Annotated in this window: 14 protein-coding genes; 12 read left to right on the top strand and 2 right to left on the bottom strand. The window is 69.8% G+C overall.

The features are described from left to right. Window positions 1–16: 16 nt before the first annotated feature. The 4 genes from OG395_RS20420 to OG395_RS20405 are packed head-to-tail and all read left to right on the top strand — an operon-like array spanning window position 17 to window position 4166. Window positions 17–1018 (top strand): ABC transporter permease, encoded by a 1002-nt coding sequence (locus OG395_RS20420; RefSeq protein ID WP_327244241.1) that lies wholly within the window; start codon window positions 17–19, stop codon window positions 1016–1018. Continuing rightward, window positions 1015–2124, top strand: coding sequence for an ABC transporter ATP-binding protein (locus tag OG395_RS20415; protein ID WP_327244240.1), 1110 nt, complete (start codon window positions 1015–1017; stop codon window positions 2122–2124). Before OG395_RS20420 ends, OG395_RS20415 begins: the two co-directional genes overlap by 4 nt. 44 nt (window positions 2125–2168) lie before the next feature. Further along, entirely contained in the window at window positions 2169–3476 is a 1308-nt protein-coding gene (locus OG395_RS20410; RefSeq protein WP_442818763.1) for an ABC transporter ATP-binding protein, read from the top strand. A gap of 18 nt (window positions 3477–3494) precedes the next feature. Further along, window positions 3495–4166 (top strand): trimeric intracellular cation channel family protein, encoded by a 672-nt coding sequence (locus OG395_RS20405; protein ID WP_327244238.1) that lies wholly within the window; start codon window positions 3495–3497, stop codon window positions 4164–4166. A gap of 64 nt (window positions 4167–4230) precedes the next feature. On the opposite strand, the gene OG395_RS20400 is transcribed toward OG395_RS20405, so the two are convergent. Next, the gene (locus tag OG395_RS20400) at window positions 4231–5610 is read right to left on the bottom strand and encodes an MFS transporter (protein ID WP_327244237.1); all 1380 of its coding nucleotides are present in this window, start codon (window positions 5608–5610) and stop codon (window positions 4231–4233) included. Window positions 5611–5745: 135 nt separating this feature from the next. Between OG395_RS20400 and OG395_RS20395 the strand changes: the two genes are divergently transcribed. The 5 genes from OG395_RS20395 to OG395_RS20375 all read left to right on the top strand — a co-directional run bounded on the left by OG395_RS20395 (window position 5746) and on the right by OG395_RS20375 (window position 10608). Further along, window positions 5746–6507: an IclR family transcriptional regulator gene (locus tag OG395_RS20395; RefSeq protein ID WP_327244236.1), complete on the top strand. Its 762-nt coding sequence runs from the start codon at window positions 5746–5748 to the stop codon at window positions 6505–6507. Continuing rightward, entirely contained in the window at window positions 6504–7727 is a 1224-nt protein-coding gene (locus tag OG395_RS20390; RefSeq protein ID WP_327244235.1) for a CaiB/BaiF CoA transferase family protein, read from the top strand. The genes OG395_RS20395 and OG395_RS20390 overlap by 4 nt, the downstream gene beginning before the upstream one ends. Beyond that, window positions 7724–8575, top strand: coding sequence for a citryl-CoA lyase (locus OG395_RS20385; protein ID WP_327244234.1), 852 nt, complete (start codon window positions 7724–7726; stop codon window positions 8573–8575). Before OG395_RS20390 ends, OG395_RS20385 begins: the two co-directional genes overlap by 4 nt. 109 nt (window positions 8576–8684) lie before the next feature. Then, on the top strand, window positions 8685–9551 hold the full coding sequence (locus tag OG395_RS20380) for a thioesterase family protein (protein ID WP_327244233.1): 867 nt from the start codon (window positions 8685–8687) through the stop codon (window positions 9549–9551). 52 nt (window positions 9552–9603) lie between these two features. Continuing rightward, complete coding sequence (locus OG395_RS20375) at window positions 9604–10608, top strand: helix-turn-helix transcriptional regulator (RefSeq protein WP_327244232.1); 1005 nt, start codon at window positions 9604–9606, stop codon at window positions 10606–10608. 15 nt (window positions 10609–10623) lie between these two features. Here the strand turns inward: OG395_RS20375 and OG395_RS20370 are convergent, their stop codons facing one another. Beyond that, complete coding sequence (locus OG395_RS20370) at window positions 10624–11256, bottom strand: TetR family transcriptional regulator (RefSeq protein ID WP_327244231.1); 633 nt, start codon at window positions 11254–11256, stop codon at window positions 10624–10626. Between the two features lie 94 nt (window positions 11257–11350). Here OG395_RS20370 and OG395_RS20365 point away from each other — a divergent pair, with 94 nt between their 5' ends. The 3 genes from OG395_RS20365 to OG395_RS20355 all read left to right on the top strand — a co-directional run bounded on the left by OG395_RS20365 (window position 11351) and on the right by OG395_RS20355 (window position 13225). Beyond that, window positions 11351–11545, top strand: a complete 195-nt coding sequence (locus tag OG395_RS20365) for a hypothetical protein (RefSeq protein ID WP_327249765.1) — start codon at window positions 11351–11353, stop codon at window positions 11543–11545. Window positions 11546–11607: 62 nt separating this feature from the next. Continuing rightward, the gene (locus OG395_RS20360; RefSeq protein ID WP_327244230.1) at window positions 11608–11922 is read left to right on the top strand and encodes a DUF4190 domain-containing protein; all 315 of its coding nucleotides are present in this window, start codon (window positions 11608–11610) and stop codon (window positions 11920–11922) included. 133 nt (window positions 11923–12055) lie between these two features. Then, complete coding sequence (locus tag OG395_RS20355; protein WP_327244229.1) at window positions 12056–13225, top strand: cysteine desulfurase family protein; 1170 nt, start codon at window positions 12056–12058, stop codon at window positions 13223–13225. The last annotated feature ends 91 nt before the right edge of the window (window positions 13226–13316 follow it).

Genomic DNA, 13316 nt, shown 5'->3' with positions numbered 1-13316 from the left:
GATCAGGCCGACTGCAGTGCTCGTCTACCTCCTCCGGCGACTCGTCAATGTCGTCGTCATGCTGGTGATCGTCTCCATGGTCACCTTCGGCATCTTCTTCATGGTGCCGAAGATCACCGGAAGCGATCCCGCACTCCTCTATGCCGGCCGTGAGACCAACAAGACGGCCATCGAGGGCATCCGTAAGAAGATGGGCCTCGACAAGCCCGTCACCACGCAGTACGGCCTCTTCCTCAAGGGCATCGTGGCGGGCCGGGACTACGATCAGGGCTCCCAGGTCACCCACTGTCCGGCCCCTTGCTTCGGCTACTCGTTCAAGAACGAGCAGCCGGTGTGGCCGGACCTGAAGCAGCGCATCCCGGTCACCCTGTCGCTGGCCGCGGGAGCTTCGGTGCTCTGGCTGATCGGAGGTGTCGCCACCGGCGTGATCTCCGCACTGCGCAGACGCACTGTGCTCGACCGGGTCACGATGATCACCGCGCTGGCGGGGGTCTCACTGCCGATCTACTTCACCGGGCTGGTCTCGATGGCCATCTTCATCTACAGCCTGGAATGGATGGAGACGATCAACTACGCGCCGCTCACGGATGATCCGGCGGCCTGGCTGAACAGCATGATCCTTCCCTGGATCACCCTGGCCTTCCTCTTCGCGGCCACCTACGCCCGGCTCACCCGCGCCACCATGCTGGAGATCCTGGGCGAGGACTACATCCGTACGGCCCGCGCCAAGGGCCTCAAGGAGCAGGTGGTCATCCGCAAGCACGCCCTGCGGTCCACCCTCACCCCGATCATCACGGTCTTCGGTCTGGACCTGGGCGCCCTGCTCGGCGGCGCGGTGCTGACCGAGTCGACCTTCAGTCTGCCCGGCATGGGAAAGGCCGCCGTCGATGCCATCAACTCCGGTGACCTGCCGGTCATCATGGGCGTCACGCTCATCGCGGCGTTCTTCGTAGTCATGGCCAACTTGATTGTCGACCTGCTGTACGCGGTCGTCGACCCGCGTGTGAGGCTGACGTGACCGACAACACCCCCACCCAGGACGAGCAGCCGACCGGTCCGGTCGGTGTTCCCGAGCAGGGCGGCGCACGGCCCGAGGCCTTCCTCTCCGTACGCGACCTGAAGGTGCACTTCCCGACCGACGACGGCATCGTCAAGTCCGTCGACGGGCTCTCCTTCCAGCTGGAGAAGGGCAAGACCCTCGGCATCGTGGGCGAGTCCGGCTCCGGCAAGTCGGTCACCTCGCTGGCCATCATGGGCCTGCACCGCTCCGGCCAGGCGCGCAGTCGCCCCGACATCGCCGGTGAGATCTGGCTGGACGGCGAGGAGCTGATCGGCGCCGGCGACGACCACGTGCGCAAGTTGCGCGGCCGCCAGATGTCCATGATCTTCCAGGACCCGCTGTCGGCGATGCACCCCTACTACACGGTGGGCGCGCAGATCGTCGAGGCGTACCGCAACCACCACGACGTCACCAAGAAGGTGGCCCGTGCGCGCGCGATCGAGATGCTCGACCGGGTCGGCATTCCCGAACCCACCAAGCGTGTCGACTCCTATCCCCACGAGTTCTCCGGCGGTATGCGCCAGCGCGCGATGATCGCGATGTCGCTGGTCAACAACCCCGAACTGCTCATCGCCGATGAGCCGACGACCGCCCTGGACGTGACCGTCCAGGCACAGATCCTCGACCTGATCCGCGATCTGCAGAAGGAGTTCGGCTCCGCGGTCATCATGATCACTCACGACTTGGGCGTCGTCGCCGAGATGGCCGACGACATTTTGGTCATGTACGGCGGTCGCTGCGTCGAGCGCGGCACCGCCGAGCAGGTCTTCTACGAGCCCCGGCACCCGTACACCTGGGGTCTGCTCACGTCGATGCCGCGCATCGACAAGGAGGAGACCGACCGGCTCGTCCCGGTCAAGGGTTCCCCACCCAGCCTCATCAACATCCCGTCCGGCTGCGCCTTCAACCCGCGCTGCCCGTACGCGGATGTGCCCAAGGGCGGCATCACCCGGACCACGCGCCCGGAGCTGCAGCAGGTCGAGGGCGACCACTTCGCGGCCTGCCACATGTCGCCGGAGGATCGGACCCGGATCTGGACCGAAGAGATTGCGCCGAAGCTGTGAGCGACAAGAGCGAGAAGACCGAGAAGAGCGCCGCCGCGACGGCGATCCCGACGCAGGCGACGAGCTCGCCCGAGCCCCTGCTCAAGGTCGACAACCTGGTCAAGCACTTCCCCATCAGGAAGGGGCTGCTGCAGCGTCAGGTCGCCGCGGTGAAGGCCGTCGACGGCATCTCCTTCGACGTGCGTCCGGGGGAGACCCTGGGTGTCGTGGGTGAGTCCGGCTGCGGCAAGTCGACGATGGGGCGGCTGATCACCCGGCTGCTCGAACCGACCGGTGGCACGGTCGAGTTCGAGGGCAAGGACATCACGCACCTGGGCGTATCGGCCATGCGGCCGATGCGTCGCGACGTGCAGATGATCTTCCAGGACCCGTACTCCTCGCTGAACCCACGGCACACGGTCGGCACGATCGTCAGCGCGCCCTTCAAGCTCCAGGGCGTCACGCCCGAGGGCGGGGTCAAGAAGACGGTCCAGGACCTGCTCTCGCTGGTGGGTCTCAACCCCGAGCACTACAACCGCTATCCGCACGAGTTCTCCGGCGGGCAGCGCCAGCGCATCGGCATCGCCCGCGCGCTCGCGCTCAAGCCGAAGCTGGTGGTGGCGGACGAGCCGGTCTCGGCGCTGGACGTGTCGATCCAGGCGCAGGTCGTCAACCTCCTCGACGACCTCCAGGACGAGCTCGGGCTCACATACGTGATCATCGCGCACGACCTCTCGGTCATCCGCCACGTCTCGGACCGCATCGCCGTCATGTACCTCGGCAAGATCGTCGAGCTCACGGACCGCAAGTCGCTGTACGAGTCGCCCATGCATCCGTACACGAAGGCCCTGATGTCCGCGGTGCCGGTGCCGGATCCGCGGCGGCGCGGCGTCAAGAGCGGGCGGATCCTGCTCAAGGGCGATGTGCCGTCGCCGATCTCGCCGCCGAGCGGCTGCCGCTTCCACACGAGGTGCTGGAAGGCGACGCAGATCTGCAAGACGCAGGAACCCCCGCTGATCGCGCTGAAGACCGGTCACCAGGTGGCCTGCCACCACCCGGAGAACGCGCCGGACCAGGTGCCGGGCGAGGAGGTGCTGGCCGCGGCGCGGGAGGCGGTCGAGCTGGTTTCGGTGACGAAGGCGGTGGCGGCCGAGGCCGCGGAGTCCTCGGAGGACGTTGCGTCGGCCGAGGCCGCGGAGCCTGCTGAGGTCACCGAGTCTTCGCAGGCCACCGAGGTGGCTGAGGTCGTCGAGTCCGCCGAGGCCGCTGAGGCTCCGGTGTCCGGCGGAACGGCCGACGACGACATCGCTGCACCGTCCTCGGACGACGCCGCGACGCCCTCCGGGACCTCGGAGGACAGTCCCAAGGAGTAGTACCGGCACAATTGCCCGGTGCTCAACGAACTGTTCACGCCCTCCGTCCAGCATGCGCTCGACATCGTCGGAATCTTTGTCTTCGCGATCTCCGGCGCACTGCTCGCCGTACGCAAGAACTTCGATGTCTTCGGCATCGCGGTACTCGCCGAGGTGACAGCGCTGGGCGGGGGGCTGTTCCGTGACATCGTCATCGGGGCGGTCCCGCCCGCGGCGTTCACGGATCTCGGCTACTTCACCACCCCGCTCCTCGCCGCAGGCCTGGTGTTCTTCCTGCATCCGCAGGTCGAACGGATCCAGGTGGGCGTCAATGTCTTCGACGCGGCCGGCCTCGGGCTGTTCTGCGTCACGGGCACGGTCAAGGCGTACGACTACGGCCTCGGCCTCACCGCGTCGGCGGCCCTGGGGCTGGCCACCGCGGTCGGCGGCGGTGTGCTGCGCGACGTACTGGCCAACGAGGTGCCTTCGCTGCTGCGCTGGGACCGGGACCTGTACGCGGTACCCGCGATGGTCGGCGCCACCATGATCGTGATGTGCATCCGCTTCGACGAGCTCAACGCGTTCACCAGCGGCACCGCGGTCATCCTGGCCTTCGTGCTGCGGCTGCTGGCGATGCGCTACCACTGGAGGGCCCCGCGCGCCTACAACCGACGGTCGGCGACGGCCGAGGAGGGCCCCGCGGCCGCCTGACGCGACTTCGCGCCCGCCCGGGACCGGGGCAGGCGTGAAGTCCCGTACGCATGTCGTGGGACCGTCAGACCGTCTCCATCGGACGGGCCCGGGATGCCGAGCCCTCGTTCGGCTCGCGGTGCCTGGTCTCCTTGGCGAGCAGCACCGTCACCGCGGTGAGTCCGCTCATCAGCGCGATGAAGACGACCACTCCGGTCACACTGTGGTCGAACCAGAGCAGCAGCGACGTGGCCAGCAGCGGGGCGAGGCCGCCGGTGAGGACCGTACCGACGTTGTTCGCCACCCCGACCGCGCTGAACCGCACCTTCGTGTCGAAGAGTTCCGCGAAGAAGGCGGGCTGCGAGCCGAGAATCGCGGACTGCCCGATACCCAGTGTGACCAGCAGCGCCATCCAGATCACCCAGGGCTTTCCACCGTCGAGCAGCTGGAAGAACGGGTAGGCGGAGGCCAGCAGGACCAGTGCGCCGAACACCGAGACGGGCCTGCGCCCGACTCTGTCGGAGAGCGCTCCGAAGGCCGGAACGGTGATCAGTTTGACCGCCGCGGCGATGGAGATTCCGGTGAGCAGGACTGCGGTCGGCAACCCCTTGTCCTCGGCGTACGCGACGGAGAAGGTGCCGAAGATGTAGTACCCGGCGTTCTCGCCCGCGCCCGCACAGATCACGATCAGCATCTGCTTGGGGTAGCGGCGCCAGGCCTCGACGAAGCGGCTGGAGCGGATGCGCGCACCGATCGCGGTCGGTGCGGGTTCGGTGTCCAGGGCGGCGCGTGCCTGCTCCTGCTTGAACTCCGCGGTCTCGTCCAGCGACCTGCGTACCCAGAGTCCGAACAGTGTGAGCACCGCGCTGAACAGGAACGGGATGCGCCAGCCCCAGGTCAGGAACGCCTCCTGGGGCAGCAGTCCGGTGACGAGCGCGAAGGCGCCGGTGGACAGCAGCGTCCCGGTTCCGGTGCCGATCGCGGGCAGTGAGGTGAGCAGTCCGCGCCACTTCGGCGGGGCGTTCTCGAACAGGATGATCAGCGCGCCGGTCTTCTCGCCGCCCGCCGCGAAGCCCTGTACGAAGCGGAACAGCGTCAGCAGCACCGGTGCGGCCACGCCTATCTGCCCGTACGTCGGCAGCAGCCCGATCGCCGTCGTCGCGAGCCCCATGAGCAGCAGCGTCGTCACCAGGACGCTCTTGCGGCCCTTCGTGTCCCCCTTCTCGCCGAAGTACGCGCCGCCGAGCGGGCGAGCGAGGAAGCCGATCGCGAATGTCCCGAAGGCGAGCACGGTGGCGACCAGCGGGTCGGAGTCCGGGAAGTAGACCTTGTTGAAGACCAGAGCGGCCGCGGTGCCGTACAGCGCGAAGTCGTACCACTCGACGGTCGTGCCGAAGACGGCTGCCACGGCGACGCGTGGCTGGAACAGCGGCCGCTGATCGGGCGCCGTACTCGCTGTGGTCATGGGGACTCCTTCGTCACCTCGGTCGAGTACCACCACGTGGTCCTCTTGTGCCGCTGAATGGTTCGGTGATGTTATGGAGGCGTCCGGACGCTGACAAGAGTCCGGCAGCGAAGACTTTCTAGGAGGGGCCGCGCGATGGCCGAGTCCGAATCGGGCGGAGTACGCAGTGTGCAGCGGGCCGTGGACCTGCTGAGCCTGTACGACGCCGAACACCCCACCCGCACCGTGCGCGAGCTGGTCGACGCGACGGGTCTGGCCAAGACCACGGTGGTGCGTCTGGTGCGCACCCTTGAGGAGTGCGGTCTGCTGTGGAGCCGTGGCGACGGCCGTACGGTTCCGGGGCCTGGCCTGCTCCGTTGGGCGGAACTGGCCCGTACCACCTGGCAGTTGCCCGAGGCGGCGCTCGCCCGGATCAAGGAACTCTCCGAGGAGTCCGGGGGCGAGGCGGTTCATCTCTACGTACGCCAGGGACTCGCCCGGGTCTGCGTCGCCCGCCACGAAGGAACCCGGACCCTGCGCCATGTGGTGCGGGTGGGGGCGGAGATGCCGCTCTGGTCCGGTGCGGCCAGCCATGTCCTGCTCTCCCGCGCCGACCGTGCTGAGATCGACGCCGTCGCCGAACTCTCCCCGCAGGGCTCGGAGTACGGCGACACGCTCTGGGAACGCAGCCGGACCGCCGCCGTGCGGGGCTGGGCGGTCAGCCACGGCGAGCGCGAGACCGGGGTCTCCGGTGTCGCCGCCCCGCTTCTGGACCGGCAGGGCCGGGTCGCCGCCGCGGTCGCGCTCGGTGGCCCCACCGCCCGCTTCACCGAGGAGGCGGCCGCCGGATTCGCCGACGCCCTGGTCGAGGCGGCACGTTCCCTGACGGCCCTCGACTTCATCGGAGGTGCGGCATGACCCCATCTGTGGAGACGGGTACGGCGCTGCTCGACGGCATCCGGGTCCTCGACCTCACCAATGTGCTCGCCGGGCCGTACGCCGGCTATCAATTGGCGCTCCAGGGCGCCGATGTGATCAAGATCGAGATGCCGGGGGCGGGCGATCTGGCCCGCAGGCTCGGAGCCGACCGGTCGCTCGGCGACGATCTTCTGGGCGCCTCCTTCCTGGCGCAGAACGCGGGCAAACGCTCACTGACCCTGAACCTCAAGGACCCGGCGGGCCGCGACGCCCTGCTGCGCGCAGTGCGCGACGCCGATGTCCTGGTGGAGAATTTCCGGCCCGGCGTGATGGACCGCCTCGGCGTCGGCTGGGAGGTGCTGCGGAAGGAGAACCCGGCGCTGATCTACTGCGCCATCTCGGGCTTCGGACAGACCGGGCCGATGCGCGGCCGTCCCGCGTACGACCAGATCGTCCAGGGACTCAGCGGCATGATGAGTGTGACCGGCACCGCCGAGGTCACCCCGCTGCGCTCCGGCTTTCCGGTCGCGGACACGCTCGGCGGCATGGCCGCCGCGTATGCCGTCGCCGCCGCACTGGTGCGGCGCGGACGCACCGGGCAGGGAGCGCTCCTGGACGTTTCGATGCTGGAGGCCGCGCTCACCGCGATGGGCTGGGTCACCTCCAACTATCTGATCACCGGCCGCACCCCGGAGCCGATGGGGAACGAGAACTTCACCGCAGCGCCCTCCGGAACCTTCCGGACCGCCGACGGTCATCTGAACATCGCGGCCAACAGGCAGCAGCAGTTCGCCACCCTGTGCCGGCTCATCGGACGCCCTGAGCTGCTGGACGACCCGCGCTACGGCCACCCCGCCGACCGCAAGACGCACCGCGACGAGCTGCGCGCGGAGATCGAGACGGGTCTTGTCCTGCGTACCGCCGAGGAATGGGAGGAGGTCCTCTCCGACGCGGGAGTGCCCGCTGCCCGGGTGCTCACCGTGCCGGACGCTCTGGGCCTCGAACAGCTCGCCGTCCGTCACTTCGTGTCCAAGCTGCCCTTCCCCGACGGCCGGGACCGCATGCTCGATGTGCTCGGCAGCCCCGTCCAGGTGGACGGCGCGCCGATCGGCCCCGCCTTTCCACCACCTTTGCTCGGCGAGCACACGGACGCCGTGCTCGCCGAACTCGGCTACGTACAGGAAGAAATCGAGCAGCTGAAGGAGCGGGGTGCGGTATGAACACGACACAAGGGACGGTGGCACCGGACAGGGCGGTGACGACGCACCGTACCGTCGAGGAGTCCACGGTCACCGACTGGTGGTCGACCGCCGTCAGCCGGATCCGCCCGGGTGAGATCCTGCTCCGCGGCTACCCCGTCGAGCAGCTCATCGGTCAGGTCACCTTCGCCGAACAGATCTGGCTGATGCTGCGTGGCGAACTCCCGACCTCCGCGCAGGGCCGGCTGCTCGAAGCAGCGCTGGTGGCTGCCGTCGACCACGGCCCACAGGCCCCGTCGATCGCCGCCGCCCGGATGGCCGCCACCTGCGGAGTGGGGCTCAACAGCGCGGTGGCGACCGGCGCGGGACTGCTCGGGGACACCCACGGCGGCGCCGGACAGCAGTGCATGGAACTGCTGGAACGGATCGCCGCGGGGGAGTCCGCCGCGGAGATCGTCACGGAGTACCGGGCCCGCAAGGCGTACGTGCCCGGTTTCGGCCACCGCTTCCACCCCCGCGATCCGCGTCGCGACCCGCTGCTCGCCCTGGTGACGGAGGCGGTCGACGCGGAGGAGATCCCGGGCGGGGCACTGGCTGCCGGTCTCGCCCTGGAAGCCGCGCTGGCCGACGGCCGTCCCCGCCCCGTACCGATGAACATCGACGGCGCGACCGCGATCATCTATGCCGAACTGGGCTTTCCGGCCGAGCTGGGCCGCGGTCTGTTCGTGCTCTCCCGCAGCGTCGGCATCCTTGCCCACGCACGGGAGGAGTACGAGGGCGGGGCACGGATCAAGGGCCCGCTGCCGAGGCCGCTGCTCGCCGGGTACCACGGCACGGGGCCGCGCGACCTGGTGCGCGAGGGGCGCTGAGACAGGGCTTCGCGAGGTGAGCCGGGAAAGGGCTCCACGCCGTGCGCCGACATCTTCCGGGCATCCAAAAGCTACCGCTTAGTAATACAATCGGTGTACGGTGCATCGCATGGCACAGGCAGCATCGCAGACGGCTCAGGCCACGCAGGCAACCATCGGGAACAGCGAGTTCGACCGCGACACCGCCGTCACCCTTCGCGAAGAGGGCGTCTATGACGCCGAGCTCTCCGCCGGCTGGACGATCATCCACGCCGTCAACGGCGGCTATCTGCTGGCCATGCTCGGCCGTGCGCTCGGTGAGGCCCTGCCGCACCCGGACCCCTTCTCGGTCTCCGCGCACTACCTCACCGCATCCGTCCCGGGCCCCGCGGTCATCCGCACCCAGACGGTCCGAACCGGCCGCACCCTCTCCACCGGCCAGGCCTCCCTCTTCCAGTACGCGGAGGACGGCACCGAGGTGGAGCGCATCCGTGTCATCGCCACCTACGGCGATCTGGACGCGCTGTCCGACGAGGTACGCACATCGGCGAAGCCGCCGGCCATCCCGCCGCTGGAGCACTGCCTCGGCCCGGGCGACGGCCCGGCCCCGATCCCCGGCAGCTCCGCCATCACCGAGCGGCTCGACATCAAGCTCGACCCGGCGACGATCGGCTGGGCCGTCGGAGCTCCCTCCGGCAAGGGTGAGATGCGCGGCTGGTTCGGTCTCGCGGACGGCCGCGACGCCGACCCGCTCTCGCTCCTGCTCACCGTCGACGCACTGCCGCCCACCTCGTTCGAGCTGGGCCTCAAGGGCTGGACGCCGACCATCGAACTCACCACCCACATCCGCTGCCGCCCCGCCCCCGGCCCGCTGCGCGTCTCCATCACCACCCGCAACCTCGCGGGCGGCTTCCTGGAGGAGGACGCGGACGTCTGGGACAGCGCGGACCGGCTGGTGGCCCAGTCGCGCCAACTGGCGCGGGCACCGCGCGCATAGCCGCACGGGAGCGGCGGGCGGGTCGCGGAGGGCCAGGGGGGAAGCTGGTGGAGTGAAATCCGACCGGCTGCTCTCGATCCTCCTGCTGCTCCAGACCCGCGGCCTCGTGCCCGCCACCGAGCTCGCCGAGCGCCTCGAAGTCTCCGTACGCACCATCTATCGCGACATCGAGGCGCTCTCCGCCTCCGGCGTCCCCGTCTATGCCGAGCGGGGGCGGCGCGGCGGTATCGCGCTGCTGCCGGGATTCCGTACGGATGTCACCGGGCTCACCGCCGACGAGGCGCGCGCCCTCTTCGTCCTCGCCGCTCAGGGCACCCATGCCGCGCTCGGCCTCGACGTGGCGCTCGGGTCCGCGCTGCGCAAGGTGATGGCGGCCCTGCCCGCACCGCACCGGCCCGCCGCCGAGCTGACCAGCCGAAGGATCCTGGTCGACCCGGTGCGCTGGATGAGCGGCCCGCAACCGGTCGTCGATGTCGCCGAACTGCACGACGCCGTGTTCGCCGACCGGCGGTTGCGGATGAGCTACCGGCACAGTGGCACGCAGACCCCACGTACCTACATCGTCGATCCGTACGGCCTCGTCGTGAAAGCGGGCGTCTGGTATTTGGTCGCGGACCGTGACGGTGTGCCCCGGCTGTTCCGGGCGGACCGGGTGCAGTGGGCCGCTCGCACCGGCGATCCCGTTGCGCGCCGGCCGGGAGTGGAACTGACCGATCTGTGGGACGCACTGCGCAAGCAGGTCGAGGAGCGGCCGGGTGGCGTACGGCTGCGGGTTCGCGTGCACCGTTCCCGGCTCGATCTGTTCGTACGCCTCCACGCCGGGGCGCTGACCGGGGAACCGTGGCCCGAGGAGCAAGGGGAGCGGGCGTCGGCCGAGGGGCAAGGGGATTGGGTGCGGGCCGAGTTGGCCGTGGACTCGGTGGAGTGGGCCCGCTCCCTGCTCTCCTTCGGTCCGAATCTCGAAGTGCTCTCGCCACCGGAGGCGCGGACCGTTCTCGCCCGTCACGCGAAGGCGGTCGTGGCACTGTACGGGGAGCCGGGTGCGGAGGACGGGTGAGGCTTTGCGGACTCCCTAATGGGCGTCCGAGCCGTCCAGCCAATGCCGTCTGCCGAGGGTGACCAGTCTCAACCGGCGGCGGGCCACCCCGGCCACCTGCTGCTCGCCCGCCGGACCCGCCTCCAGCATCGCCGAGGCCGTGAGCACCATATGGTCGACGTAGAGGCCGCCCAGCATCAGCAGATCCTCGTCGCTCCAGCCCCGCGAATCCGGATCCTCGGCGAGTGTCGCGGCCACCTCCTCGGCGAAGCTCAGCAGTTGAGCCGCTATGGCCTCGCGGACCGGGCCGACGCCGCCGTGCTGTTCGCGGGCGATGAAGCGGAAGTGTGCAGGCTGCTCGCGGACATGACGAATGATCAGGTCCACGCTGCGGTCCAGCCGGACCTCGCTGTCGCCCGTCGCTGCGAGGATCTCGCCGATCATCCCGTGCAGGCTGTCCAGCGCCTCTTCGACGAGTGCCACCCCGAGCGCGGCGGTGTCCTCGAAGTGCCGGTAGAAGGCGGTCGGTGCGACGCCCGCTGCCCGGGTCACCTCACGCAGGCCCAGGCTGCTCAGGCTCTGGTGCTCCAGCAGCTGGAGCGCGGCGTCCAGCAGGGCCTGACGGGTTTTCAGCTTCTGGGTCCGGCGGATGCCGACGGTGTGACTCATGCCATTCAGTAAACAACTGTTCTCCAGAGCGGGGAAGTGCCCGACGGGTCTAGACTGACAAGTCAGTGAACATTCGTACTCTCAATTGCTCGTCGTGAGCCGGAGAGAGCTCACGGAAAGGCCGGACATGATCGTCCTCGTCGCCGCCCTGCTCCTGCTGGGGGTCGTCCTCGGAGCGGTGGTCCAGATCCCGCTCCCGCTGACCCTCGTCCTCGCCGCCGCGATCGGCTGCTGGCTGCTGGTCTTCGCGATGCGCGAACGGCTGAGCACGCAGCGCCGGTCCCGCTGACCCCGACACGTTCGTACCCGCGGCCGATCCGCACCCACGACAGAGACGAAGGAGCCCGCACCATGACCCTCACCGCATTCGCCCGCCGCACCACGTCCGGTACGGAAGCGGTTACCGGGGAGGGCGACGCCGGCCGCTCCACCCGGGACGCCGACGGTCTGGCCGTCGCATCCTTCGTGCTCGGGTTGATCGGCCTCCTGGTGATGAACATCCTGCTCGGCCCGGTCGCCGTCGTGATGGCGGTCATCGCCCTCGCCCGCTCCACCGCCCGCCGCGGCCGCGCCCTGCTCGGGCTCGCCCTCGGTGTCGCCGATCTCGTCGTCCTGGCCTTCCTGGTCACCGGAAACGGCACCGTCTCCTGGAGCTTCGGCAGCTGACCGACGGTGCGCCCCGGCACCCCTGCCGACCGGATCGGGACAGGTGGCACAGCGCCCGTCCACCGTGCACGGGTACCGGACCGCGATGCGCCCGGCATGCGCCCCGCCACAGGCTCGTAGAATCGAGCCCACCATGGCTTACCTCGACCACGCCGCGACCACGCCGATGCTTCCGGAGGCGATCGCGGCGATGACCGCCCAGCTCGCCGTCACCGGCAACGCGTCCTCACTGCACGCCTCCGGGCGCCGGGCCCGCCGTACCGTCGAGGAGTCGAGAGAGACCCTCGCCGACGCCCTCGGAGCACGCCCCAGCGAGGTGGTCTTCACCTCCGGCGGCACCGAGGCCGACAACCTCGCCGTGAAGGGCCTCTACTGGGCCCGCCGCGACGCCGACCCGCGGCGCACCCGCGTTCTCGCCGGTCCAGTCGAGCACCACGCGGTGCTGGACGCCGTCGACTGGCTCGCCGAACACGAGGGCGCGACCGTCGAATACCTCCCCGTCGACACGTACGGGCGCGTCCACCCGGACGCACTGCGCGAGGCGATCGTGCGCAACCCCGACGATGTCGCGCTGGTCACCGTGATGTGGGCCAACAACGAGATCGGCACCATCATGCCGGTACGTGAACTGGCCGCCGTGGCGAACGAGTTCGGCGTGCCGATGCATGCCGACGCGGTCCAGGCCTTCGGCCAGCTGGACGTCGACTTCGCCGGCTCGGGGCTGGCCGCGATGACCGTCAGCGCGCACAAGATCGGCGGCCCGTTCGGCATCGGCGCGCTGCTGCTCGGCCGCGAACACACCCCCGTACCCGTGCTGCACGGCGGCGGCCAGGAGCGGCATGTGCGCTCAGGGACCCTCGACGTGCCCGCCGTCGCCGCCTTCGCGGTGGCCGGACGGCTTGCCGCCGAACGGCGCGAGGAGTTCGCCCGCGAGATCGGCGGGCTCCGCGACGAGCTGGTCGCGGCCGTGCTGGCCGCGGTCCCCGACGCCATCCTCGGCGGCGACCCGGCCCCCGGTGGCCGGCTCCCGGCCAACGCCCACTTCACCTTCCCCGGCTGCGAGGGCGACTCCCTCCTGCTGCTGCTGGACGCCCAGGGCATCGAATGCTCCACCGGCTCCGCCTGCACGGCGGGCATCGCCCAGCCCAGCCATGTCCTGCTGGCCACCGGCACCCATCCTGACCTGGCCCGCGGCACGCTGCGGTTCTCGCTCGGCCACACGTCGACCAAGCAGGACGTCGAGGACGTGGCACGCGCGATCGGACCGGCGGTCGAGCGCGCCAGGACGGCGGGGCTCAGCTAGGAGCGTGTCCCGGTAACGGGCAATCGGCTGGTGATCGTGACGGTGAGATCGGTGGTTGCTCGCTGGGTGCCTGCTGAGGCGGGTGGCCTGG

This window comes from Streptomyces sp. NBC_01320, from assembly GCF_035974375.1.
Classification (GTDB): Bacteria; Actinomycetota; Actinomycetes; order Streptomycetales; family Streptomycetaceae; genus Streptomyces; species Streptomyces yanii.
This window is presented reverse-complemented; position numbering and strand designations above follow the sequence as displayed.